Annotated in this window: 24 protein-coding genes; 12 read left to right on the plus strand and 12 right to left on the minus strand. The window is 70.5% G+C overall.

Annotated features, from left to right (window positions below):
* Window positions 1–95: 95 nt before the first annotated feature.
* The 3 genes from F3H13_RS15295 (at window position 96) to mvaD (ending at window position 1,799) form a co-directional block, all read left to right on the plus strand.
* Window positions 96–338: an antitoxin VapB family protein gene (locus F3H13_RS15295; protein ID WP_007993051.1), complete on the plus strand. Its 243-nt coding sequence runs from the start codon at window positions 96–98 to the stop codon at window positions 336–338.
* Window positions 335–727: a PIN domain-containing protein gene (locus F3H13_RS15300; protein WP_149799860.1), complete on the plus strand. Its 393-nt coding sequence runs from the start codon at window positions 335–337 to the stop codon at window positions 725–727. The genes F3H13_RS15295 and F3H13_RS15300 overlap by 4 nt, the downstream gene beginning before the upstream one ends.
* A gap of 73 nt (window positions 728–800) precedes the next feature.
* A complete protein-coding gene (gene mvaD, locus F3H13_RS15305) occupies window positions 801–1,799 on the plus strand; it encodes a phosphomevalonate decarboxylase MvaD (protein WP_149799861.1) in 999 nt (332 codons plus the stop codon).
* 313 nt (window positions 1,800–2,112) lie between these two features.
* Here mvaD and F3H13_RS15310 read toward each other — a convergent pair whose 3' ends face one another.
* The 7 genes from F3H13_RS15310 to F3H13_RS15340 form a co-directional block, all read right to left on the minus strand.
* A complete protein-coding gene (locus tag F3H13_RS15310) occupies window positions 2,113–3,723 on the minus strand; it encodes a cryptochrome/photolyase family protein (protein ID WP_149799862.1) in 1,611 nt (536 codons plus the stop codon).
* Between the two features lie 69 nt (window positions 3,724–3,792).
* The gene (locus tag F3H13_RS15315; protein WP_149799863.1) at window positions 3,793–4,239 is read right to left on the minus strand and encodes a phosphate-starvation-inducible PsiE family protein; all 447 of its coding nucleotides are present in this window, start codon (window positions 4,237–4,239) and stop codon (window positions 3,793–3,795) included.
* A gap of 48 nt (window positions 4,240–4,287) precedes the next feature.
* Window positions 4,288–6,744, minus strand: a complete 2,457-nt coding sequence (locus F3H13_RS15320; RefSeq protein WP_149799864.1) for a DEAD/DEAH box helicase — start codon at window positions 6,742–6,744, stop codon at window positions 4,288–4,290.
* Between the two features lie 125 nt (window positions 6,745–6,869).
* Window positions 6,870–7,535: a GNAT family N-acetyltransferase gene (locus tag F3H13_RS15325; protein ID WP_149799865.1), complete on the minus strand. Its 666-nt coding sequence runs from the start codon at window positions 7,533–7,535 to the stop codon at window positions 6,870–6,872.
* 107 nt (window positions 7,536–7,642) lie between these two features.
* Window positions 7,643–8,431: a mechanosensitive ion channel family protein gene (locus F3H13_RS15330; RefSeq protein WP_149799866.1), complete on the minus strand. Its 789-nt coding sequence runs from the start codon at window positions 8,429–8,431 to the stop codon at window positions 7,643–7,645.
* A 3-nt stretch (window positions 8,432–8,434) separates the two neighbouring features.
* Window positions 8,435–9,244: a diadenylate cyclase DacZ gene (gene dacZ / locus F3H13_RS15335; protein WP_149799867.1), complete on the minus strand. Its 810-nt coding sequence runs from the start codon at window positions 9,242–9,244 to the stop codon at window positions 8,435–8,437.
* 134 nt (window positions 9,245–9,378) lie between these two features.
* On the minus strand, window positions 9,379–11,004 hold the full coding sequence (locus tag F3H13_RS15340) for a GMC family oxidoreductase (protein WP_149799868.1): 1,626 nt from the start codon (window positions 11,002–11,004) through the stop codon (window positions 9,379–9,381).
* A 148-nt stretch (window positions 11,005–11,152) separates the two neighbouring features.
* Between F3H13_RS15340 and F3H13_RS15345 the strand changes: the two genes are divergently transcribed.
* From F3H13_RS15345 to F3H13_RS15360, 4 genes are all read left to right on the plus strand, one after another.
* Window positions 11,153–11,773 carry a class I SAM-dependent methyltransferase gene (locus tag F3H13_RS15345; protein ID WP_149799869.1) on the plus strand — a complete coding sequence of 207 codons (621 nt, stop codon included), beginning with the start codon at window positions 11,153–11,155 and terminating at the stop codon, window positions 11,771–11,773.
* A gap of 84 nt (window positions 11,774–11,857) precedes the next feature.
* Window positions 11,858–12,970, plus strand: a complete 1,113-nt coding sequence (locus F3H13_RS15350; protein ID WP_149799870.1) for an aldo/keto reductase — start codon at window positions 11,858–11,860, stop codon at window positions 12,968–12,970.
* 105 nt (window positions 12,971–13,075) lie between these two features.
* Window positions 13,076–13,747, plus strand: coding sequence for a hypothetical protein (locus F3H13_RS15355; protein WP_149799871.1), 672 nt, complete (start codon window positions 13,076–13,078; stop codon window positions 13,745–13,747).
* Window positions 13,744–15,099, plus strand: a complete 1,356-nt coding sequence (locus F3H13_RS15360) for a hypothetical protein (RefSeq protein WP_149799872.1) — start codon at window positions 13,744–13,746, stop codon at window positions 15,097–15,099. The genes F3H13_RS15355 and F3H13_RS15360 overlap by 4 nt, the downstream gene beginning before the upstream one ends.
* Before the next feature lie 114 nt (window positions 15,100–15,213).
* Here the strand turns inward: F3H13_RS15360 and F3H13_RS16320 are convergent, their stop codons facing one another.
* Entirely contained in the window at window positions 15,214–15,384 is a 171-nt protein-coding gene (locus tag F3H13_RS16320) for an HVO_0758 family zinc finger protein (protein ID WP_188128088.1), read from the minus strand.
* Between the two features lie 176 nt (window positions 15,385–15,560).
* Between F3H13_RS16320 and F3H13_RS15365 the strand changes: the two genes are divergently transcribed.
* The 4 genes from F3H13_RS15365 to F3H13_RS15380 all read left to right on the plus strand — a co-directional run bounded on the left by F3H13_RS15365 (window position 15,561) and on the right by F3H13_RS15380 (window position 19,882).
* On the plus strand, window positions 15,561–16,745 hold the full coding sequence (locus F3H13_RS15365) for an MFS transporter (RefSeq protein ID WP_149799873.1): 1,185 nt from the start codon (window positions 15,561–15,563) through the stop codon (window positions 16,743–16,745).
* An 89-nt stretch (window positions 16,746–16,834) separates the two neighbouring features.
* Entirely contained in the window at window positions 16,835–18,019 is a 1,185-nt protein-coding gene (locus tag F3H13_RS15370; protein WP_149799874.1) for a glycosyltransferase family protein, read from the plus strand.
* Between the two features lies 1 nt (window position 18,020).
* Entirely contained in the window at window positions 18,021–18,554 is a 534-nt protein-coding gene (locus F3H13_RS15375; protein ID WP_149799875.1) for a DUF7109 family protein, read from the plus strand.
* 122 nt (window positions 18,555–18,676) lie between these two features.
* A complete protein-coding gene (locus F3H13_RS15380; protein ID WP_149799877.1) occupies window positions 18,677–19,882 on the plus strand; it encodes a multicopper oxidase domain-containing protein in 1,206 nt (401 codons plus the stop codon).
* Window positions 19,883–19,935: 53 nt separating this feature from the next.
* Here F3H13_RS15380 and F3H13_RS15385 read toward each other — a convergent pair whose 3' ends face one another.
* From F3H13_RS15385 to F3H13_RS15395, 3 genes are all read right to left on the minus strand, one after another.
* A complete protein-coding gene (locus F3H13_RS15385) occupies window positions 19,936–20,388 on the minus strand; it encodes a DUF5804 family protein (protein WP_149799879.1) in 453 nt (150 codons plus the stop codon).
* 47 nt (window positions 20,389–20,435) lie between these two features.
* Window positions 20,436–21,152: an SDR family NAD(P)-dependent oxidoreductase gene (locus F3H13_RS15390; protein ID WP_149799881.1), complete on the minus strand. Its 717-nt coding sequence runs from the start codon at window positions 21,150–21,152 to the stop codon at window positions 20,436–20,438.
* 82 nt (window positions 21,153–21,234) lie between these two features.
* Complete coding sequence (locus F3H13_RS15395) at window positions 21,235–22,437, minus strand: methionine adenosyltransferase (RefSeq protein ID WP_149799882.1); 1,203 nt, start codon at window positions 22,435–22,437, stop codon at window positions 21,235–21,237.
* A gap of 176 nt (window positions 22,438–22,613) precedes the next feature.
* On the opposite strand from F3H13_RS15395, the gene F3H13_RS15400 reads away from it, so the two are divergent.
* Window positions 22,614–23,624: a hypothetical protein gene (locus F3H13_RS15400; protein WP_149799884.1), complete on the plus strand. Its 1,011-nt coding sequence runs from the start codon at window positions 22,614–22,616 to the stop codon at window positions 23,622–23,624.
* A gap of 25 nt (window positions 23,625–23,649) precedes the next feature.
* Here F3H13_RS15400 and F3H13_RS15405 read toward each other — a convergent pair whose 3' ends face one another.
* Window positions 23,650–24,771 (minus strand): pyridoxal phosphate-dependent aminotransferase, encoded by a 1,122-nt coding sequence (locus F3H13_RS15405; RefSeq protein WP_149799886.1) that lies wholly within the window; start codon window positions 24,769–24,771, stop codon window positions 23,650–23,652.
* Window positions 24,772–24,775 lie beyond the last annotated feature (4 nt).

The raw sequence follows: 24,775 nt of genomic DNA on the forward strand, positions 1-24,775 counted from the left end.
CTCGATCGCGTCGCCGTGGTGGGGACGGAAGCGTACGAAACGAGCGGAGATCGTCGTTGAGATTTATAAATATACACACGTAACTATGTACTGTAATGTCGACGAAAACGATCTCGCTCGATGAGGAAGCCTACGAGCGGCTCAAATCGCACAAGCGGGAGGGAGAGTCGTTTTCCGACGTGGTCAAGCGGATCGCCGGCGAGCGGTCGTGGACCGAGGTCGCCGGGATCCTCTCGGAGGACGAGGCCGACGAACTCGAATCCCTCGTCGAGGAGGGGCGGTCACGCTCTCGCGATCGGCGCGAGCGCCTCGATTCGGACGTTCGGAGCGACGAATGATCGAGGACACGACCTTCGTCATCGACGTTCTACACGACGACCGGGACGCAGTCCGATACCTCGATCTCATCGAACGGGAGAATCGCCCCGAGAAGATCTCCTCGTTAACGGTGCTCGAACTGTACGAGGCGGTTCCACAGTTGAACGCTCCCGAAGAGCGCCGACAAGCGATTCTCAACGTACTCGACACGCGCCACGCGGTCGTCGCCGACGACACCGTAATGCGAACGGCCGGGAAGATCTCCGGCTCGCTTCGCGCCCGAGGTGAGGAGATCGACAGAGAGGACTGTATCATCGGGGCGACGGCGCTTTTGAACGACGAACCGGTCGTGACCCGCAATCACGAGCACTTCGGGCGCATCGACGGCCTCGACGTCGAGACGTACTGAGCGCTCGTCGACGGGCGTCCCTTTCCTCCCGCTCATCGCAACGACTAATCCCCCGCCGGACGCTTCCCGAGGTATGACCGGCAAGGCCACCGCGCGAGCCCACCCGATCCAGGGGCTCGTCAAGTACCACGGGATGCGCGACGAGGAACTGCGACTCCCGTACCACGACAGCATCAGCCTCTGTACCGCGCCGACCGCGACGACGACGACCGTCGAGTGGCAGCCCGACGCGAGCGAAGACGCCTACGTCATCGGCGGCGAGGAAGTCGACGGTCGCGCCGCCGAGCGCATCGACATGGTCGTCGACCACGTCCGCGAACTGGCCGGGGTCGACGCGGCCGTGCGGCTGGAAAGCGAGAACTCCTTCCCGTCGAACATCGGCTTCGGCTCCTCCTCGTCGGGGTTCGCGGCCGCCGCGCTCGCCCTCGTGGAGGCCACGGGACTCGACCGCTCCCTGCCCGAAGTCTCCACGATTGCCCGCCGCGGGTCCTCCTCCGCAGCACGCTCCGTCACGGGCGCGTACTCGCGGCTCGAAGCCGGACTCAACGACGAGGACTGCCGCTCGTACCGCCTCGACGTGGGCGTGAGCGAGGACGGGTTCGACCCCGAGGAGGACCTCCGGATCGTCGCCGCGCATGTCCCCGCTTATAAAGAGACGGAGGAGGCCCACCGCGAGGCCGCCGCGAGCCACATGATGCAGGCGCGGACCGCGCACGTTCAAGACCAGCTGGTCGAGATGACCGACGCGCTCCGCGCGGGCGACTTCGATCGGATCTTCGAAACCGCCGAGCACGACTCGCTCTCCCTGACGGCTACGACGATGACCGGCCCCGCGGGGTGGGTGTACTGGCAGCCCGAGACGATCGCGGTGTTCAACGCGGTCCGCGAGCTCCGGGAGTCGGGCGTCCCCGTCTACTTCTCGACGGACACCGGCGCGTCGGTGTACGTGAACACCCTGGCCGACCACGTCGACGAGGTCGAGAGCCGGATCGCCGAGATCGGCATCGACACCGACGTCTGGGAGGTCGGCGGTCCGGCGCGCGTCCTCGACGAGAGCGAGGCGCTGTTTTAAATAGAAATCGAGGTGCGGTGGCGCGCGCCGGTGAGCGCCCACCGGGCGCGAACCGCGCGTGCGAGGGAGTCGGTGGTCCGGAGCGAAGCGGAGGACCACCGACGAGGCTGGGGAGGTTTGAGGCTGCGGTTCCGTGCGGTGTAGGGTGGGACTCAAAGGGGCAGTCGCGAGGACGAAGACGCGCGACGCAAGGACCGCAGAGAGCGAGCGGCGCGAGCGATCGAGGACCGCAGCGAGCGAATCGAGTCCTCGCGACTGGGGCTTTGATGGTATTAGTCGTCACAGCGATACGGCGTCTCTCGACAGAGTCTGCTTATTCGTCCGGATCCTCGCCGCGCGCGCGCTTGTACATCGCTAGCGCCGCCTCCCGGCGCTCAGAGTGGTCGACGATGGGCGACGGGTACTCCGGCGCCGCATTCGCGCGCTGGGTGGGCGACAGCTCGTGCCACCCGTGGATCAGGTCGGCGTCGAGGTTGCGGAGTTCTGGAACGTATTTCTTTATATACTCGGCGTCGGGGTCGTAGCGCTCCCCCTGCGTCATCGGGTTGAAGATGCGGAAGTAGGGCTGCGCGTCGGTCCCAGTCGAGGCCGCCCACTGCCACCCGCCGTTGTCGTTGGCGGTGTCGTGGTCGGCCAGGTGCTCACGGAAGTGGTCGTAGCCGTGGCGCCAGTCGGCGAGGAGGTCCTTCGTCAGGAACGAGGCGACGATCATCCGGACGCGGTTGTGCATGAACGCCTCCTCGCGGAGCTGGCGCATCCCGGCGTCGACGATCGGATACCCCGTCTCGCCGCGCTTCCAGGCGGCTATCTCCTCGGGGTCGTCTCGCCACTCGATCCCCTCCTCGTACGTCTTGTAGTTCTCCGTCACCACCTCGGGATTGTGGAAGAGCACCTGCGTGTAGAACTCCCGCCACGCCAGCTGGCCCTGGAACTCCTCGACCTGCTCAGGGGCGTCGTCGGGCCGGGCGTCCGACTCGGCCTCGACCATCGCCTCCTCGGTCGCCGCGTACGCCTCCCGGACGCCGATCTCGCCGTATTTGAGGAACGCCGAGAGCCGGGAGGTCGCCTCCCGGCCCGGGTAGTCGCGCTCGGCCTCGTAGGCGAACACCGCCTCGTCGAGGAACGTGTCGAGGCGCTCGCGGGCCGCGGCGGTCCCCGCGGGCCCGACCGCGGCGTCCGGCTCCGAAAAGCCGAGATCGCCGGGGGTCGGCAGGTCGCCAACGGAGGCATCGGTGGTGACAATTCCAGCGTCGGCGCCGCCTCCTTGATCGGCGCCACCCCCGTCCGCGACCGCGTCGGCCGAGTCGCCCCAGTCGACGGCGTCGACCGCCTCGGCTAGCCGATCGGCGCCGACGAGCCCCTCGCCGGTCGGCGCGGGGGCCGGGTCCTCTTTCGCGCGGTCGGTCCACTTCTTCCAGTAGTAGCTGTACACCGAGTACGGATCGCCGGCGTTCGTCCGGATGGCGTCCGGGTCGTGGAGGACCGCGTCGTGGTGGGCCTCGCGCGCGACGTCGACCGCGGCGAGCGCGCGCCGCACCCCCGCGTCGCGCTCGCGGGCGAGCCCGGAGTAGTCGCGGTTCCAGACGACGCGCTCGGCGTCGAGTGCCTCCGCGAGCCGCGGGAGAACCGCCTCGGGGTCGCCGCGCGCGACGAGCAGGTCGCTCCCGCGCTCGCGGTAGTCCTCGCGGAGCGCGGCGAGCCCGTCGAGCAGGCGGCGGACTCGCACGTCGCTCGCGTGGTCGAGGACGTCCGGGTCGAAGACGAAGACGGGCGCGGCGGGCCCCCGGTCGGCGTCGTCTCCGCGAGCTTCGTCGTCCGCGCGATCGTCGTCGCCCGCGCCGTCACCGGCGTCGGTCCCCGCCGCGGCCGCGAGCCCGACGTTGTCGGCGACTCTGAGGTCCCGTCGGTGCCAGAACAGCTCCATGGGATCGACACGGGCGCGTCCACCGTGAAACCACCGGGATCGAAGGTCGGGTCGGGGTCGGCGTTCCGGTCAGAGCTCCAGGCGCCCCGGGACGCTCACCCGGTCGAGGAGGAAGTAGCCGAGCGTGAGCGAGAGGATCAACACGCCGAGCGCCGCGGCCGCGAGCAGCGCCTCGTCGCCCGTGCCGTAGTCCTCCAGCCGGAAGCTGATCACGCGCCGCGAGACGGCGATGATGGCGGCGCTCACGACGATCCGGAGGACCGGCTGGCCGCGCGCGTACGCCACCAGCGTCCGGTGGACCTCGACGATGATGAGCAACAGGAGGACGCTGTCCAGCAGCGCGACGACCTCGACCGGGTCGGTGAAGTCGCCCGTGACGAGGAGGCGGTACAGCGAGACGAACAGGTCGAACACGCCGATGAGAAAGAGGAGGAGCAGGAAGTACGCCGCGCCGAGGACGAGCCACTCCATCGCCCTGGCCGCCGGATCCGCGGCGTCGTCGAGGTCCAACTCCATGGAGGGAGGCGTCGGTGCCCGGCGCCAAGGAGCTTTGGGTGGGCGTGGTCAGGAGTCCGCGCCCGAGCCCGTCAGCGATTCGAGCAGGCGGACGGCGGGCGCCTTCGCCAGGGGATCGTTCCCGTTGCCGCAGTGGGGCGACTGGACGCAGGCCGGGCAACCCCCCTCGCAGTCGCAGGTGTCGATGAGCCGCGCCGTCCGGGTCATCAGCTCTTCGATCCGCAAGTGGCCGCGCCGAGTGAGCCCGACGCCGCCCGGGTAGCCGTCGTAGACGAACACCGCCGGCCCCTCGGTGTGGGGGTGGTGCGGGGTCGAGATGCCGCCGACGTCGGCGCGGTCACAGAGCAGGTGGAACGGGAACAGCGAGATGATCCCGTGTTCGGCGGCGTGAATGCCGCCGTTGAACGCGTACTCGCCGCCCGGGATCGGTTCGCCGTCGGCGGCGTCGTCCGCGTCGGGTTCGCTATCGGGCGTCTCGCCGCCGTCCGCGCTGACTTCCGGGTCGCCAGCGTCCGCATCCCCGAGCGGGTCGCCGAGGCGCCGCATCTCGCGTTCGATGTCTTCGGGCACGGGGAAGTACAGCGACTTCGTGCGCAGCGTCGTCTCCGGGAGGTCGAGCGTCGACTCGCCGAGCGACTCGCCCGTCGCGGCGTCTTTCCGCACGAACCCCGTGATCTGCTCCGTGACCGTGACGTCCGCGAAGCGGACGGGCACGTCCTCGCGCGCCGAGAGCGCGCGCTCGACGAGGTCCTCGTTCACGACGATGTCCTTGTCGGAGCGCACCTGCGTGTAGTAGTCGGCCCACGACTGCTGGAGCTCGGCGACATCGCGGTCGAGGTCGAGTTCGACCACCTCGTAGGTGCGGCCCTGCTGGTGGTAGATGGCGCCCGGATGGGCGTCGCGAAGCGCGTCGGCGAAGCCGAGCGTCGCGACCGTCTCGCCGCTCGACCGCTCGATCAGCGAGATTTCGCGCTCCTCGGCGGTGCGGAGGTTCACGGACTGCTGCGGGCTCGACCCCCCGGCGTGGACCCAGCGTGTGCCCGCCGCGGCCTCGCGCCGGTTCAGCACGCCCTCGTCCGTCAGGTCCGCCACCACGCCCGGGAAGGAGTCGCCGAAGAAGCGTTCGTCCGCGGGCGCGAGCCAGTTCTCGTCGGCCGCGCAGGCGACGTGGCCGGGCATGAGCTGGCCGTTCTCCGGGTCGCAGATGGCGTCCTCCGGCGGCGCGTCGAAGAAGTCGCTCGGGTTCCGCATCAGGTACTGGTCGAGCTGGTCCTCGCCGCCGACCATCACGACTAGGGCGGGGTCGTCGCCGCGGCCCGCTCGACCGGCTCGCTGGTGGGCGGACATGCGCGTGCCGGGATAGCCGTCGAGCACCACCGCGTCGAGCCCGCCCACGTCGACGCCGAGTTCGAGCGCGCTCGTCGACCAGACGCCGCGCAGGTCGCCGGCGTGGAGGTCGGCCTCGATCTCGCGGCGCCGGTCGTCGGTGAGCGCCGCCTGATACGCGCCTACCTTCCCCGCGAGGTCGCGCTCGCCCCGCTCCCGGAGGTCGCTCGCGCTGTCGGTCGCGTACTGCTCCGCGGTCTGACGTGCCCGCGTGAACGCCAGCGTCTGCTGGCCCGCGGTGACGAGGTCGACGAACAGCCGTTTGCTCTCCGTGTGGCTCGACTTCCGGCGGCCGCTGCCGCGCTCGGCCCAGTCGTCGTCGTACTCCGGCGGGTTCCACAGCACCCAGTCGCGCGGCCCCCGACCCGACGCGTCCTCGTCGACGAGCCGTATCCCGGCGGGGTCGCGGCCGGTGACGGTCGCGACGTGGTCGACGGGGTTGTTGATCGTCGCCGAACAGCAGACAAACTGCGGAGACGAGTCGAACCGCTCGCAGGTCCGCGCGAGCCGGCGCAGAGTCAACGCGACCTGCGAGCCGAACACGCCGCGGTAGCTGTGGACCTCGTCGATCACGACGTACTCCAGCGACGAGAAGAACCAGTCCCACAGGCGCCCGGCGTACGGCAACAGCGCGTAGTGGAGCATGTCCGGGTTCGAGAGGAGGACGGTCGGCCGGCGGTCGCGTACGTCCCGCTTTTCTGACTGCGAGAGCCGGCCGGTGTAGGAGTCGACCGAGACGCGGCTGCCGAAGCCGAGGTCCGCGGCGAGCGCCGACAGCGACTCCTCCTGGTCCGCGATCAGCGCGTTCTGCGGGCCGATATACAGGGTGCGTCCGCCGTGATCCATCGCCGCCTCGAAGGCGGGGACGGTGTACGCGAGCGACTTGCCGCTGGCCGTCTCGGTCGCGAGCACGGCGTCGTCGCCGCCGCGGACCGCCTCGATCGCGTCGGCCTGGTGGCGGTAGAGCCGGTCGATCCCGCGGTCCGCGAGCGCGCCGGCGAGCCGCGGTTCGAGGTCGACGTCCGCGAACTCGGGCTCGCGGGCCGGGATCCGCCGGTGGTCGGCGATCTGTCCCTCGTAGAATGGGCGGTCCCGCAGCCACTCGATGGCGTCGTCCACGGTTACGGAATCCTAGGGTTGGCGGGGCCTAACGGTTGCGGTGGCGGTGGGCGCGTGAGCGGGAGATCCACGGCGTCGGTCCGCCTCAGTCGGTTTCCCGCCGCCTCGGTCGGCTGCCCGCTGCCTCAGTCGTCCGCGGGCGACCGCCCCGCCCCGCCTTCGCCCGGCGAGAGGTCGACCGCGGGCTCTGCGGGCCCCTCGCGGACGAACGGCGGCCAGCGGACCTCGGTCGCGATCGGGTCCTCGAGGTCGAGGCGCATCCGGAGGTCACCGCGGCGCTCGACGACCTCGAAGCCCACCGTCCGGTAGACGTTCCGAGCGACGCGGTTCCCGGTCTCAACGTGGAGCTCGATCCCGTCGCGGCCAGCGGCCGCGGCGTTGGCGATGACGTGCCGGCATAGCTCCGTCCCGACGCCGCGGTCCTGCGCGTCGGGGTGGACGAACACGGCGAGTTCGGGGGTCGCGGCGTCGGTCGGCGTGTACATCGCGTGGCCGAACAGCTCGCCGTCCCGCTCCGCGACGACGTTGTTCCCCTCGGTCAGCATCGAGCGGATCCACTCGACGCGCCGTCGCCGGCTCACGGGCGGGAGCCCCTGCGCGCGGTCGGTCCGGTCGAACCGCTCGTACATCTCGGCGAGGAACGGCTCGTCCGCGTCGGTCGCGGGCCGGATCGTCCAGCGCGTCCCCTCCTTGTCGACGAACCGCGGACAGCGCGGCGGGCAGTGGGGCGTCCCCTCGCACTCGCTGCCGTCCCAGCCGTCGCAGGCGACGATCGCGGTATCGGGGGTCATGTCTCGACGTTGGCGCCGCGTCGAGTTATACGGGGACCACGACTTTCATAGCGTGGGAATGGGTGACGGGGTTACAGTTGCGTTTCGAGGCGGCCGAGGCGGCGGCCCTACCCGCGGATCAGCACGATCCCCTCGCGGAACACCGCGTGGTTCGGGACGACGTGCTCCTCGCCGTCCGTCTCGATGTGGGTGACGAAGAGGTCGACCTCCTGGACGATACCGCGCTCGCCGGCGACGCGCACCTCGTCGCCGATGCCGTACGGCTGCCGGAGGAGGAGGAAGACGCCGGCCGCGGCCGAGGCGACGAGGTCCTTCGTCGCGAGCGCGGCGAATAACACGAGCGCGAACGCGTACGCCGCGAGCAGCACGATGAGCGCGAGCGTCTGGACGCCCACCTGTCCGAGGGCGATGAGCGCCGCGACGTAGACGACGCTGTACTTCACGAGCGTCGGGAGCACGCCGAGCTCCGGGAGCTTGATCCCCCGGAGGCGCTCGGCGACGAGCAGTTCGGCCTTGTCACCGACGACGATCCCGACGATGAACACGACCACGGCGACGAACAGCCGCGGGAGGAACGCCGCGACCCCGGACCAGAACTGCTCGAGGTAGTTCACGTCCGCGACGGTGAGCGCGACGATGACGGTGACGGCGAGGATGAAGTAGCTCGAGAGCCGGGCCAGTATCCGCACCGTCGAGGTGTCGAACTCGCGGGCCGTCCGCTCGAAGGCGGTCCCCTCGATCACCTCCGGCACCCCGGCGCGACGGAGCAGGCGGCGGTTGATCACGCCGGTGAGGTACGCTAAGAGGAGCCCGAAAAGGAGGACGCCCAGCGCCAGCCAGATCCGATAGGGGACGTTCGCGAGGAACTCTGGAACGGTGATCTGGGCCGCGGACATGGGTCAGTACTCCTCCGGATCGATCTCCAAGACGAGTTCGCCGGCCTTGAACGCCCGGACGAGTCCGTCGGACTCAGAGAGGACGATGGCGGTCGAGTTCGTGTCGCGGGTGATCGCCGCGCCGGACATGTGGCGCGCGCCGAGTCCCTTCGGGATGTCGACTCCCTCGGCGGCGGGTTCGAGGTAGCGGTACGCGGAGACGATCTTCCCGGAGTCGGAGACGACGAAGGCGCCGTCGAGCCGCGAAAACTCCTTTAACATTACGTTCACGATCGGGTCGCCGACGTGGACGTGGCTCTTCTCGAAGGGGTTGTACGACAGCGGCCGCGACTTGTTCATCACCTTCCCCGCGTCGCCGACGACAAACAAGGCGCCGACGGGCTTCCCCTTCTGCCCCTTTTTGCCGAGTTCTATCGCGACCTCAAACACGTCGCGGATGACGCTCGGCTCCGCCCGGGAGTTGGCGAACAGATCGAAGATACCGGTGTGGATCCCCTCGTCGACGGTGACGCGGACGAGCGCGTCCGAGCCGCCGTCGAACACCGAGGCGACGCACGCGACCTCGTCACCCTCGGCGAGGAGATCCTCGTCTATCGCGCCCTCAATGCCGAACCGAATCCGGTCTTTGACGTTGTCGAACGGGAGGGGGAGCTCGACGAACGTCTCCGCGTCGACGTCGTTGTCGGGCGCGACGACGACGACCTCGACCTCATCGTCCGCGAATCGCTCGTAGAAGGAGCTCGTCGGAGAGAACAGCAGCGCGGCGTCGACGTCCGCGACGAGGTCCGTCAGGTGGTCGGTGAGCGAGGCCATTATCACACGTGACTCCCGGAGTCCGTATAGTCGTTGCGTCGTGCGGGCGTCTGACGGCGGGGCGCGGTCGACGTGTCGCCCGCGTCCGAAGGAGTGCCCCCGGTCAGTCGCCGGCGGCCGAGGCCGGTCCCCAGTCAGTCGCCGGCGGCCGAGACCGGCCCCTCGGCGGCCGTCGGCCGCTCGTCGCGGATCAGGTCCGCCGCCCGCTCGGCGACGGCGATCGTCGGTGCGTTCGTGTTCCCGCCGACGAGCGTCGGCATCACGCTCGCGTCGACGACGCGGAGCCCCTCGACGCCGTGGACCCGGAGCTCGTCGTCCACGACCGCCGCCTCGTCGTCGCCCATCTTACACGTCCCGACCGGGTGGTAGACGGTGTGACACTCCTCGCGGACGTGTCGGGCGATCTCCTCGTCGGTCTCGACGTCCTCGCCGGGCCACTCCTCGCGCCCGAGGAACTCCGAGAGGGGGTCCTGCCGGGCGATCTCGCGGGCGCGCTTGACCCCCTCGACGAGCGTGTCGAGGTCGGCGCGCTCGTCGAGGTAGTTCGGGTCGATGGCGGGCGCCTCGAACGGGTCGGCCGAGTTGAGCCTGATCCGGCCGCGGCTCTCCGGTCGAAGCTGCGTCGCGCCGATCGACAGGCCCCGGCCATCCTCAGGGTTCGCGAGGCCGTGTTCCATGAAGTAGGAGGGAGCGAAGTGGAACTGCAGGTCCGGTCGGGGCTCGTCCTCGTCGGTGCGAACGAAGCCGCCAGCTTCGCCGACGTTGGAGGTGAGCTTCCCGCGCTTGCGGACGAACCAGTTGAAGAGGTCCTTCAGGCTCCCGGCGTCGTCCAGCGTGCTGACGCCGTCGTCGGCCTCGTAGACGGTAAACGCGAACAGGTGGTCCTGAAGGTTCCGACCGACGCCGGGCGAGGCGGCTTCGACGTCGATGCCGTGGTCGGCGAGGTGATCGGGGTCGCCGATCCCAGAGAGCATGAGGAGCTGCGGGGAGTTGACCGCACCGGCGCTCAAGATCACCTCCTCGGTCGCGTCGACGGAGTGGGTCTCGCCGTCTTGCTCGTACTCGACGCCGGTCGCGCGACCACCCTTGACGCGAACCTCGGTCACCTGCGCGCCGGTCTCGGCGGTGAGATTCGGGCGATCGAGCGCGGGCTTGAGGTACGCGTCGGCCGCGCTGTGGCGCTTCCCGTCCTTCTGCGTGACGTGGTAGAGCCCGACGCCCTCCTGTTTCGCCCCGTTGAAGTCGTCGTTGCGGTCGTACCCCGCCCGCGCGGCCGCGCTGACGAACGCCTCGGAGGCCGGCCGCGGCGACGACTGGTCGGTGACGTTGAGCGGCCCCGCGTCCCCGTGATACGACGACGTCGACGGCTCGAACGTCTCGGCGCGCTTGAAGTACTCCAGCATCGAGTCGTACCCCCAGCCGTCGTTCCCCAGCTCGGCCCAGCGGTCGTAGTCCCACCGATGGCCCCGGATGTAGATCATCGCGTTAGTGGACGAGCATCCCCCGAGCGTCTTGCCGCGCGGCCAGTAGAGCTCCCGGCCGGCGCAGCCGTCCTGCGGCTCGGTGTAGTACTCCCAGTCGGCGTCCCCCTTGAACAGCTCCGGGAACGCCGCCGGGATCCGGACGTTCCGGTCGTCGTCGGGCGTGCCCGCCTCGAGGAGCAGCACGCTCGCGTCCGGGTCCGCGGTGAGTCGATTCGCGAGGACGCAGCCCGCGGAGCCGGCGCCGACCACGACGTAGTCGTACTCCTTGCTTGCCATAGACACCCATGTGAGAGACGGACAGGTAAGTGTACTCGTGTCGCCGAAACGCGACGCGTCACGCGGTTGTCCGGTTCTGCGCGGTTCGGCGCGGTTCGGCAGCGGGGCCGTCCGACGACGTTTTCCCTCTCTGTCCGCGTTGGCGCACGTGGAACCACATTCCGTCCGAGAGTCGTGGACGAACCGGGCGGGCGAATACTCACCGGCGTACTACGCCCACTACGGGCCGAACGAGACGAGCGCGCTGATCCGCGAGGCGCTCGACGCGCACCTCGACCGCGACGCGGCCGTCCTCGAACTAGGGTGCGGCTCCGGCCGGCACCTCGAACACCTCGCGGCCAACGGCTTTGAGGACCTCTCGGGGATCGACATCAACGCCGAGGCGTTCGAGACGATGCGGGAGACGTACCCCGAACTCGCCGCCGATGGGACGTTTCACTGCGGCGCGATAGAGGACCTCGTCGGGGAGTTCGACGACGGCGCGTTCGACGCGGTGTACTCGGTGGAGACGCTCCAGCACCTCCATCCCGACGTCGAGTCGGCCTTCGCGGAGATCGCACGGATCACCGACGACGTGCTCGTCACGGCCGAGATCGAGGATCCGGCGCGCGAGTCGGCGTCGGGCGATCCGGACGTGAACTACGTCGACGACGAGACGCCGCTGTACTACCGGGACTGGGGCGAGATCTTCACCTCGCTGGGGCTCATCGAGGTCGACGTCGTCCGCGGCGACAGGGACACGACGCGGACCTTCCGCGTGACCGACTGACCGCGGCCACAACAGGGTCACCCCCGTCAGCTGCGACCCGGCCTCCCGCGCGACTTTTACCCGCGAGCCAACTACCTCGACCACATGGCGACTCGCGAGGCCCTCTGGGGGTACCGGAACCGGTTCGGCGACGCCTTCGGGCGCACCTACTTCCGTCGTTTCGGGCCGGGCGTCGTCTCCAGCGTCGGGATCGGGACGTACCTCGGTGCGCCGACGCCCGCGGTCGACGAGGCGGCCCGCGAGTCGATCGAACTGGCGCTCCGGTCGGGGATGAACCACGTCGACACCGCGGCCAACTACCGTTGCGGTCGCGCCGAGCGCGTCGTCGGCGAGGCGCTCCGTGACGCCCCCGTCGACCGCGAGTCCGTGGTCGTCGCGACGAAGGGCGGCTTCCTCCCGTTCGACGGCGAGCGCCCGGACGACCCGAGCGCGTACGTTCGCGAGCGCTTCGTCGAGCCGGGGATCGTCGACCCCGACGACCTCGCGAACGGCGCGCACGCCATCACGCCGGCGTACTTGGAGTGGTCGCTGGACCGCTCGCTCGACCGGCTCGACCTCGACTCGATCGACTGCTTCTACGTCCACAATCCCGAGACGCAGCTCGCCGTCCGGTCGCGAGCGGACGTGTACGATCGGATCGAAGCCGCCTTCGAGGCCCTCGAACGCCGGCGGGCCGCCGGCGACGTGGGAGCGTACGGCGTCGCGACGTGGAGCGCGTTCCGCGTCCCGACCGAGGCCGACGACTACCTCTCGCTCGCCGAGGTCCTCTCGCGGGCCGAGGCCGCCGGCGAGGCGGTCGGGCCCGACGACGACCACGGGTTCGCGGCGATCCAGCTCCCCTTCAACGTCGCGATGGCGGACGCGTTCACGCGGCGGAACCAATCCACGCCGCCCGGCGCCGCCGACGACGGCCCCGTCTCGACGCTCGAATTCGCCCACGAGGCCGGCCTCTCGGTGGTGACGAGCGCGAGCGTCGGGCAGGGGGACCTCGCCGCGGAGGGCGCGATCCCCGCCGACGTCGACGCGACGCTCGCGGGCGAGACGCCCGCCCAGCGCGCGCTCAACTTCGCGCGGAGCGCCCCCGGCGTCACCTCGTCGCTCGTCGGGACGACCGACCCCGACCACGTGCGCGAGAACGTCGCGGCCGGCACCTTCGACCCGCTCGGCGCGTCGGCGTTCGACGCCGTCTTCGAGTGACCGCGGGCGACGGCCGCCGCGAGGGCCGCGGAATCGACCCCGAGGAGCCGGCTCCGCCGTCCCGACGCCGCAAAGCGTTTGTCGCAACCGGTCCAAGCCGGTCGCATGTCCCCCACGCGACGAGCCCTCCTCGGTAGCGCGGCCCTCGGCGTGGTCGGCCCGCTCGCCGGCTGTTCCGGCGGGAGTGACCCGGAGGCGGAGTCCGCCCAGCAGCAGGCGTCCGGCACCGACTCGGACCCGACCGTGGTGAAGCCGCGGAATCCCGACGGCGAGAGCGTCCTCCTCGACGGGAGCGAAGCGAACGACGAGGACGAACCGGTCCGGATCGGTCGCGAACTCGTCACGAGCGCGGACCGAGCGGCCGAGCTGTTGGTCGCCGAGGGCGTCTCCGACGCGGACCGCGAGCGGGTCCGATCGTTCCTCGACGAGACGGACTACGACGCGGAGACCGTGTACGTCTCGCCCGCGGGCGTCGAGTCGTGTGAGCGGCTCGTGATCCACTCGGTGTCGTGGCAGCCCGGTCGCGTCGAGTACGAGTACTGCCGCGAACTCAGGCCGCCCGACGAGGCGTGCGAGACGGACACGCGGGTCGCGCTCGCGCTGCTGTTCCGGCTCCCGGTCGCGCTCGACGACCGGATCACCGGGTCCGGGTCCAGCGGACGCACTCCGTGTCGGCAAACGGACACCGAGTACGCGGTGATCGAGGGGAACGCGACGGTGCCGGGGAACGAGACGGCGCTCGGCGGGACCGACGACGAGAGAGGTGACGGTTCGTGACGCGGCGCCTCACCCGACGCGACGCGCTCGCCGCCGCTGGCGCGGTCGCGCTCGGCTCGCTCGCCGGCTGCTCCGGCGCGGGGCGCGAACCGCGGTTCTGGAACGACCCCCCGTCGCTCGACGTCGAGCGCGTCTCGCGCGAGTTCGACGAGCCATTCCCCGACCCGCCGCGGCTCGTCCCCGTCGACGTCGCGCCCGCGGTCGAGAGCGTGTTCGCCGACCGCGTCGACCGATTGCTCTCCCCGATTCCCGAGCCGCTGACCGCGGCGACCCTCCCGAACGGCGAGATACGGGAGCAGATCGAGACGGAGCGGGCGGCGGCCCGCGACGCGCTCCCGTCCTCGGCGGCGTCGCTCCCGCCGCTCCGGATCGCGGAGCGGTACGCGACCGCGCGCGGCCACGCCGCGACCGCCGTCGGCACGTGGGCGGCCGTGACCGTCGAGGGCGAGCCGACGGCGGTGGCCGCAGACATCGGGACGGTTCGGCAGCGCGCGTCCGAGACGTTGGAGGAGTTACCGGGCCCAGCGGCAGACCCGGCGGCCGGCGCTGCGGTCTACGGCCCGATAGAGCGCTGGTACGACGAGTCGCTGCGGCGGACGCTGGTCGGCGGGAACGCGAGGCCTGCGGACCAAGCAAACCCGCTTCGGACCGGCGATGCGGTCGGGGACGTCGAGCGCGTCCAGTCGTACGTCGAGGCGGGACGGTACCTCCGCGACCGGTACCGGGCCTCGATCGACGACCCGGTGTCGGTCGCCGAGCCGCTCCGTCGCGAGGCGAAGCGGGTGGGCGCCGAGATCGGCGATCGGCTCCGGGCGCTCCACGGAGAGGAGGCCGACCGACTCCGGTCGAATCCGGGGACCGAGGCGTTCCTCGACGACCGGTCCGTCCCACGGGACGCGCCGAGCGTCTCGCTGCTCTCGACGGCCCTCTACCGGACGTTCGAGGATCTCCGGTTCGACCCCGTTCCGGTCGACGACTACGAGCCGGACCACCCGGCGACCGCGCTCACGCAGACCCTCCTCGCCCGCGTCCGATTTCGCGGGCTGGACGCCGTCGCGTCGCGGATCGAGAACGGCGAGGCGATGTTCCCCGACGGTCCCGACGCGGTCGGCGCCGCGCGCGACGCGGCGATCGGAGCGGCGACGACGCTCGCGGGGAGCGAGAACCCGCTGGACCGGTGGCTGGCGACGCGGTTCCTCCCGTCCTTCGCAGAGCCGGACGAGGCGCTCGCGGCGGACGAGCGGAGCGCGCGCTCGGCGGTCGACGCGTACACCGGGTACCGGTGGATAGAGACGGTTGCGGCCGAGGCGCGGACGGTGACAGGGTCGGTCGCGGGCTCATTCGACCCTTGAGCTGCGACGCGCGACGAAAGAAAGCGGAGTGCGCGAGGGAGGAAATCCGGGCGACGAGCGGCGAGCGGAAACGGGTAGCGCGGTGCGGCGACAGACCGAACGGCGACCCGGCGGTCAGCGAAGCTCCTTGAACCGCGCGCCGCACTCCGGGCAGATACGGACCGAGAACACCTCGTCGGGGTCGTTCTCCTTTTTTAACACCTGGTCGCAGTTGGCGCAGTTGAGCCGTTCGTAGGTGTCCTTTATCAGGTCGCCGTCGCGGAGCCCCTTACGCGTGGATTTCATACCTCGTGGTTCGGGGTCGGGGCGGATAAAAACCCCGTACGACGCTGGTCAGACGCGAGAGCCCCAAACAGGCGGTAGCGACCACGATACGGCCGCAGCCGGCACCTATCGGTCCCGCGAGCGCGGCGTCAGCCCGCTTTCGCAACGCTTGTGTCCGGGCGCGGCGAACCGCCGCCGTGTCACGGACCCGGCTGTTCGGATCGCTCTGCGCGCTGGTCTTCCTCGTCAACTTCGCGCGCGTCGTGTTCGCCCCGCTCGTGGGCGAGTTCATCGACGCGTTCGGGATCCGCGAGGGGACCGCCGGGCTCATCGTCACGCTCGCGTGGCTCGGATCGGCCGCCCCGCGGCTCCCCGCAGGGTGGGCGCTCACGCGCTTCACGCGGCAGCGGGTGATCCTCGTCTCCGGCGCGATGCTGACCGCCGGCGCGCTGGGCGTCGCGCTCGCGCCGGGCGTCCTCGCGCTGATGGTCGCCGCGTTCGCGGTCGGCTTAGCCTCCGGCGTCTACTTCGTCGCCGCGAACCCTTTCATCGCGGAGCTGTTCCCGCAGCGCGTCGGTCGTGTGATGGGCGTCCACGGAATGGCGAGCCAGCTCTCCGCCGTCATCGCCGCGCCCGCCGTCACCGTCGCGCTGTGGTACGACTGGCGGTACGCCTTCTACGCGCTGGCGCTCGCCGCGGCGGCCAGCACGCTCCTGTTCGTCGCGCTCGCGAGGCGGACCGAGCTCCCCGACGCCGGCGCGGGAGACACCGACTTCCTCGGGGCCGCCCGCGGCGAGTGGAAGCTAATCTTCGCCGGCGTCGTGCTGATGGGGCTCACGAGCTTCGTCTGGCAGGGACTGTTCAACTTCTACGAGCTGTACATGATCGACAAGGGGCTGGCGCGGGCGACCGCGCGGAACCTCCTGACGGTGATCTTCGCCGCCGGCGTCCCCGCATTCCTCGTCTCGGGCGACCTCGCGGACCGGCTCCCCCACGTGCCGTACCTGCTCGGCATCGTCACGGCGTTCATCGGCGGGGTCGTCCTCGTCGTCGCCGCCGAGGGGCTGGCGGCGGTGATCGCCGCGAGCGTCGTCGTCGGCTTCGCCATCCACATGCTGTTCCCGGCCGGCGACACGTACCTGCTCGCGTCGCTGCCCGACGAGTCGCGCGCGTCGGCGTACGCGATGTTCTCGGCGGGGATGATGTCCACGCAGGCGGCGGGCTCGTGGGTCGTCGGCGAGGCCATCGAGGCGGGCGCGGGGTACGACGCCGTCTTCCTCGCGCTCGCAGGCGGCCTGTCGGTCCTGGTCGCCGCGTACGCGGCCCTGTACCGCCTCGGGCGCGTCCCCGGCGGCGCGGCTGGCGCGACGCGGGCGGCCTGAGGCGGCGCGGGCGGAGCGCGACCGGCCGGGACCGGCACGGGTCGGCGGTACCGCACCTGTTTTGGTCGTCGCTCCCGTGTGATCGGTAAATGGAGTACGTTCAGGAGCGCGTGACGACGCTTCACGCGTTGACCGACCACCGGCCCGACGCCCCGACGGACCGCGCGGCGGTCGTCGTGCCGATGACCGAGCGCGAGTACGGGACGCTCGCGGCCGAGCGCGTGCTCTCGACGCTGGAGACGGTCGACCCGGCCCGAGTGATCGTGCCGCTGCGCGCGTCCGCCGACCGTGCCGGCCCGTTCGCGGAGTGGCTCGACGGGTTCGACCTCGACGTCGAGACGCTGTGGTGTGACGGGCCCCGACTCGCGTCGCTGCTCAAAGCGCGGGGGCTCGACGGCGACCGAGGCAAGGGCCGCGACGTGTGGCTCGCCCTCGGACGTGCGCTCGACGAAGAGTTCGTCGTCGTCCACGACGCCGACACGAAGACCTACTCGCCGGCGTTCGTGAACCGACTGCTGTTCCCGCTGGGGCGGGGGTACGCGTTCTCGAAGGGGTACTACGCCCGCGTCGAGGACGGCTCGCTGTACGGGCGGCTGTTCCGGCTGTTCTTCCGGCCGCTCGTCCGCGCGCTCGGCGACGCCGCGCCCGGGCGAGAGCCGGACATCCTCCGGTACCTCTCGGCGTTCCGCTACGCGCTCGCCGGCGAGTTCGCGGCGACGAGCGACCTCGTCTCCCGGCTCCGCGTCCAGCGCGGCTGGGGACTGGAGGTCGGGACGCTCGGCGAGGCGTTCGGCCACGCGGGCTTCGCGGACAGCGCGCAGGTCGACTTGGGCCGGTACGAGCACGACCACCGCTCCGTCGAGGGGCCGACCGGCCTCGCCGACATGAGCCGGGCGGTCGGCGCGGCGACGCTGCGCGCGGTCGAGGACGCTGACGTCGACGTCAAATACGACGGCCTCGCCGAGCGGTACCGCGAGGCCGCCGAGGAGCTGATAGACGGGTACGCCGCCGACGCCGCGTTCAACGGGCTCTCGTACGACCCCGACGCCGAGCGCTCGCAGGTGGCGACGTACGCCGAGGCGCTCGGCGAGCCGGGGTCGGACACGCGGCTCCCGGCGTGGGAGAACGCGCCGGTCGACCCCGACGAGGTCCGGGAGGCCGCGCGGGCGGACCTCGATTCGGTTCGCGACGGCGGCGCAGACAGGGAAATCGACGCCGGCGGCGGCTCGCCGGCGGACGACGGACGGGCGGAGCCGGCCCCAGGGGAGGACTGAGATGGCGGACGGAAGCGGCCCGAGCGTCGCCGCGCGCGACGACCTCGCCGGCGTCGTCGACCTGTTCGGGTGGCTCACCCGCGGGGAGATGTCACACGCGCTCTCGGAGCTGGCGTTTAAAAAGCGGACCGAGGTCGACGAGGGCGCGATCGACGCCGCCATCGACCTCGCGGTTCGAGAGTACGCGCTCGTGCCAGCCCCGGACGACGCGCTCTCGGGCGACGGTGAGACGGACCGGAGCGAGGAGGAGACGACCGCCCTCGCGGTCGGCCCGGCGGCGTTCCCGACGCTCCCGGAGGGCGCCGAGGACCTGCCGCACATTCTCGACGTGCCCGACCGCGACGTCGACCGCGAGGCCCTCGCTGACTCGGTTCTCTCCCAACTACGCGAGGAGGCGGTCGAGGCGATAAACGAGGGCGACGCCGACCGGCTGGAGGTGCTCGCCGACGTGACCTACGACGTGGAGGCGTGGGCGCCGGTCGACACCGACCCGGTCCGGACGCGGATCCTCGCGGAGCTAGATGGAGGCGCCTGAACGGCGGGGAAGGCCGACTCAGCGCGGCGAAGGGACAAAACTCTCTCGGTCTTTGGCCGGATTCTCACGATGGAGACATCCGAATACGTCTTTAATCAATCCGGTTCCGAGTCGGGAACGTGATGAAGAAAGCGAACATATTTGGTCGAGACGTGACGTCCAGACGCGGATTCCTCGCCGGGGCGGCGGCGCTCGGGAGCGTCGGATTGGCGGGGTGCGGTGCCCCGCGGGCAGATGACGGAAGCGGCGCGGAGAACGCTGTAGGGGACGGAGCGGGTGACGGCGGTGCGGCCGAACAGGTCGACGACTGGTCCGGGAGCGACTCGACGGCGGTCGAGACGGACCACCCGTTCACGTCGCCGCGGACGACGATCGATCTCGACGAGACGGACGGCGCGATCACGATGTCGACGCGGGCGTGTCGCCATCGGCTCCTCGGCGACGAGACGCAGGGCGGCCCCTGGGAGCTGCCGGAGGTCTGGGCGTGGGAGACGCCGGACACGGACCCCAGCGTTCCGGGGCCGCTGCTCCGGGTGACCGAGGGCACGGACCTGGAGATCACCTACGACAACACGGAGCACAACCGACCGCACACGTTCCACGTCCACGGGCTCTCGAAGAGCTGGATGGACGACGGGGTCCCGACGACGACCGGCCAGCAGGTCGCTCCCGGCGAGGAGCACACCTACGAGATCACCGCGAACCAGCCGGGGACGCACTTCTATCACTGCCACTACCAGACACAGAACCACCTCGATATGGGGATGTACGGAATCCTCCGCGTCGACCCGGAGGGGTACGAGGCCCCCGACAAGGAGGCGTTCATGACGATCGGAGACTGGGACAGCCGGCTGTCGGCCTCGATGGCCGGCGCCGACGTCGAGTTCGGCCAGCGCGACCGCAACCCCGACGTGTTCACGGTCAACGGGCGGTGCGCGCCGTACACGTTCCACCCCGAGGAGGGCTCTCCCCTGATCGTTGAGGAAGGCGACGAGGTGCGGATCCACTACGTCAACGCCGGCTACGAGTCGCACGCGATGCACACCCACAACCACGGCTTCACCGTCGTCGAGAAGGACGGCGGCGTCATCCCCGAGGCCGCTCGCCACCGCGAGGACGTGATTCCCATCGCGCCGGCCGAGCGCAAGACGATCGAGTTCACCGCCGACGCCGACCCCGGCGTCTACGCGCTCCACTGTCACAAGGTGAACCACGCGATGAACGGCGAGAGCTACCCCGGCGGCATGATCGGCGGGATGGTCTACGAGAGCGTCACGGACACGGAGCAGTTCGCCTCCGTGATGGAGATGGCCGGTTACCAGGGCTAACCGCTCGAGCCGAGGGCTCCCCTCCTCCGCTCCGCCCGAGCTTTTCTCCCCTCTCAGCCCGAGAACTCCGACTCGCTCACGCGGACGATCACGGTTTCGTCGACGTCGCGGAGGTCGTACTCGGGCGTCTCGCCCTGTCGCCGCCGGACGAACAGCGGTTCGACCGGCCGCCCGTCGACGAGCCCGAACATCTTCAGCCGCTGGTCGGTCTCCTCCGGGGGCACGTCGCCGTCGCGGACCTCGCGGGCGAGGTCGCGGGAGAGCCACTCGTCGGTCGCGACCGAGGGCTCCAACACGAGCGCCTCCTCGACGAAGCGGACGAGGTACCAGTCGAGGTCGTTCAGAAGCGAGACGGCGGCGCCGAGGCTCACGGTGTCGACGGCGACGCTGTTCTCGAACGGCTCTTCGATCCGATAGGTAGCGAGCGCGTCGCGAGCCGTCTCGCGGGAGAGCAGCTCGTAGGAGAGCTCCACGTCGGGGTCGCCGAGGAGACACACCCGCGTCACACGTCGGCGGTCGCGGGGCGCGGTAAAATCGGTTGCGGTCGGTGACGCTACCAAGAGATCCGCTCGCGGTCCTTCCAGAGGTGCCCCGCGGGGCTCCCCGGCGCGAACCGAGCGAGCCAGACCGGCGTCTCGGCGCCCTTGGAAGGCGTCCGAGGGGCCTCGTCGCCGCCCATGTCCGTCCGCACCCAGCCGGGGGAAACGGCGTTGGCGATGAGTCCCTGATCGCCGTACTCGCCGTCGAGGTACGCCGTCAGCCCGCCGACGCCGACCTTCGAGAGCCGGTAGGCCGGGTAGCCGCCGTCCATCTGTCCGTCGGTGAATTGGCCGAGCCCCGACGAGAGCGTCACGACGCGACCCCCGGTCCCGTCCAAGAGGGGCGGCAGCGCGTGCTTGGTCAAGGCGACCGGCCCGCGGAGGTTCACGGCCATCGTGCGGTCGAAGTCCGCAGGGTCCATCTCGTGGAGGGGTCCCGACCGCGGAAACACGCCCGCGTTGTTGACGAGAACGTCGAGCGAGCCCTGTTCGCGCTCGATCCGGTCGACCGCGGACCGTATCTCCTCGTCCTCGGTCACGTCCAACCGGACCGCGTGCTGGTCGGACGCGGTGACGTCGTCGGGGTCGCGCGCACCGGCGTAGACGGTCGCTCCCAAGTCGGCGAGTTCCGCGGCGATCTCGGCGCCGATCCCCCGCGTCGCGCCCGTGACGAGGGCCACGTCGTCGGTCAGATCTGCCTTGAGATCGATGGCTGTCGAGGCGTCTGCCATGCTGTTCGGTACGTCGCGTCGACAGTAGAAACCCTGGGTCGACGCCGCTTGGACCGGGTTTCCGGTCCGACCGTGTCCGCGGTCAGAACGTCGAGACGTCGCCCTCGATGACGCTGCGAGTGACGTCCGTCACGTCCGCCAGCTCGCGGTCGACGATGTCGAGCACGTCCGCCTCGATGTCGTTCAGCGCGACGCCGTCTTCGGTGACGATCTGCGCGTCGGCGACGTGCGGCTCGTCGATCGGGCGACCGATCTGTGAGAGCAGGCGGACCTGGAGGTCGCGGATGCCGTCGACCTCATCGGTGACGGACTCGGCGACGCGAGTGGAGAGCAGGTTGTAGATCTTCCCGATGTGGTTAACGGGGTTCTTCCCGGAGGTCGCCTCCATCGACATCGGGCGGTTGGGCGTGATGAGGCCGTTCGCGCGGTTGCCGCGCCCGACCGAGCCGTCGTCGCCCTGCTCGGCGGAGGTGCCGGTGACGGTGAGGTAGACGGAGCCCTCGTCGTAGTCGTCGGCGGTGTTGACGTCGACGTTGACCTCACGGTCGGTGTACTCGCGGGCGAGGTCGTCGACGTACTCGCGGACGGACGCGACCGCGTCGTCGTACTCGTCGAGGCCGTCGACGTACGCGTCGACCATCGCGGCGGCGACGGTGATGTCGATCCGGTCGCCCTCGCGTTTCCCCATGATCTTCACGTCGGGGCCGAGCTCGGGGTGGTCGTCGTGGTAGGTCGTGTTGAGCGCGTGCTCGGCCTCGCGGACGATCGTCTCCGTCTCGGTGAGCGGCGCGTGGCCGACGCCGAAGGAGGTGTCGTTGGCCATCGGAACCTCCTGCGTCTCCTCGCCGAAGACGTCTTGGAGGTCTCCCGACCCCTCGCCGAGCCTGGCGTCGACGACGACGTCGGTGCCGTACTCCAGCTCCGGGATCGCCTCGGAGAGGTACTCGCGGGCGGCCGCCAGCGCGGTCGAGTCGACGGGGAGCTGCTCGCCGTCGTACTCCTTCGTGGCGCGGCCGACGATGAGGATGTAGATGGGCTCGACGACCTCGCCGCCGCCGAACGCGGGAGCCGCGCGGCCGGCGACCAGCTGCGTCTCGTCCGTGTTGTAGTGGAGCACCTTGCCAACGCGATCGAGGTAGAGCTGCGAGAGCGCCCGTGAGACGGACTCAGCGACGCCGTCGCAGATCGAGTCGGGGTGGCCGATCCCCTTTCGCTCGACGATCTCGACCTCCTGGTCCTCGACCGCCTGTCGGTCGAGGCGGCTGACCTGTATGTTCCGATCCATTAGCGGCGGCTACTCCGCGGGCGACAGTATAACTTGCGGAAACTCTCCGCCGACATTGAATTACCAACGGTAATTTAAATCGGGTTCGACGGGCCCGTCACGGTCGACGGCGCCGTGGCACAAGTGGTCGTTTACGTTTCGGCAATACCTTTCAGTCGACTGTCCGAACTGTCGGTATGGACGAACTCGCGCCCTCTCGCCGTCGCCTCCTCGCCGGCGCGCTCGCGGGCGGTATCGGCGCCGCCGCCGGCTGTCTTGGGACCGACGAGGACGGCGACACGGACGACGGCAGCGGACCGCAGCTCAGGCTCTCGCTCTCGCGGATCGACGGATCGCTGCGCGATCGGTACGTGCGCGACCGGAACGACCCGCCGACGGAGTGGGACGAGGCGGCGCTCGACGCCGCGCTGGCGGGCGAATCACACACGACGCAAGGCCGCAAACCGTTCTTCGCGGCCCCCGACGATCCGGAGTACGTCCTGCGGGACGGCACCTACCACCGGCTCGGCTCCGTCGTCGTCGACGAGGTCGCCGAGACGTATCCGGTCCTCCGTCTCTTCGAGGTCGACGGAGAGGGCTCCGGAGGCGACGACGATTCCACGGTCGACGGCGGCGAAGACGGCGATCTCCCCGACGCCGACCGGCGCGCGGTCCGGATCGCGCACCTCGCCGCGCGGGCCCGCGGCAACGTCGGCGGGTACCCGGTCGGACTGGTCCAGCGCGGCGGCTACGCCTACCGCGACGAGACCGCTCGCGCGGAGAGCGCGCTGCTCGCCGCCGACGGCCCCGATCGCGTCGCCTACCGGGATAGCACGTATCGGGTGGAAATCGAACGGGAGCGCTTTCACGAGGCCGTGTACCGGCCGACCGCGGAGGCGGTCGCCGAGTCCCCCGAGCGGATGGAGGCGATCCTCCGGGCGACGTTCGTCGGCGCCAGGGTCGGGTCGGACGACCTCTCCGCGGAGGCGACGCGGATCGTCGAGCAGGCGGGCATGGAGGAGTACAGCGAGGCGCACCCGTACTCGGACGCCTACGTCGAACTGCTCCGTGCGATCGACGCGCGTCACTACGTCGACGGCAACGTTCGCAAAGACGCCGCCGCCCGCGAGACCGAGGAGGAGATGATCCGGTACGGCGACGAGTACTACGAGCGCTACCTCCGTATTTTGGACGGAGAGGAGGGCTGACCGGGCTGCGCGTCTCCCGGCCGCCTCAGCGGACCGCCTCGTACGCCTCCGCCATCACGTCGAGCGCCTCGCGAAGTTCGTCCTCGTCGGTCGCGTACGAGATGCGCGCGTGGCCCGCCCCGTTCTCGCCGAACGCCTCGCCGGGGACGACGACCACGCCGCGGTCGATACACTCGTCGACGAAGCCGTCCGGGACGCGCGGCATCGCGTAGAACGCCCCCTGCGGCGTCGGGCAGTCGATGCCGATGTCGTCGAAGCCGTCGAGGAGGATGTCCCGCCGGCGCTCGAAGGAGGCGGTCATCTCGTCGACCACGTCCCGGTCGCCCCGGAGCGCGGCCTCGGCGGCGTACTGGGCCGGCGCCGAGGCGCACGCCTGCGCGTATTGGTGGACGCGCAGCATGCGCTCGACGCGCTCTGCGGCGCCGTACACCCAGCCGAGCCGCCAGCCCGTCATCGAGAACAGCTTCGAGGCGGAGTTGACGACCACGACGTTGTCCGTCTCCGCGAACTCGATCGGGGAGCGGTGTTCGCCGTCGAAGACGGTGTACTCGTACACCTCGTCGGATACGCAGAGCACGTCGTGCTCGTCGGCGATCCGGGCGAACTCGCGCACGTCTTCCTCGGTGGAGACGGCGCCCGTGGGGTTCCCGGGCGAGTTCACGACGAACGCGGCCGTGTCCTCGGTGATCGCCGCTTCGATGGCGGCCGGGTCGATGGTGAGGTCGTCGCGGAGCGGCACGGGGACCGACTCGCCGCCCGTCAGCTTCGTCAGCGCGTCGTAGGAGACGAACCCCGGATCGGGGATCAACACCTCGTCGCCGGCGTCGACGTGGGCCTCGAGGGCGACGTGGAGCGCCTCGCTGCCGCCCGCGGTCGCGATGACGTTCCCGGGGTCGAGGTCGATCCCCTGGTCGGCGCGGTGTTTCTCGGCGATGGCCTCCCGGAGCCCGAGCGTGCCCTTGTTCTCGGTGTACGCGTCCGCCTTCCCGGACTCGATGGCGTTGACCGCCGCCCGCCGGGCGTGGTCCGGCGTCGGGAAGTCGGGCTGGCCCAGTCCGAGGTTGATCGCGTCGTCGCCGGCCGCCTCGAACACCTCGCGGATCCCGCTTATCGAGATCCGCTCGACCCTGTCGGAGAACGTCGTCATATCC

Origin of the sequence: Halorubrum xinjiangense (genome assembly GCF_900102375.1) — an archaeon.
Lineage (GTDB): Archaea > Halobacteriota > Halobacteria > Halobacteriales > Haloferacaceae > Halorubrum > Halorubrum xinjiangense.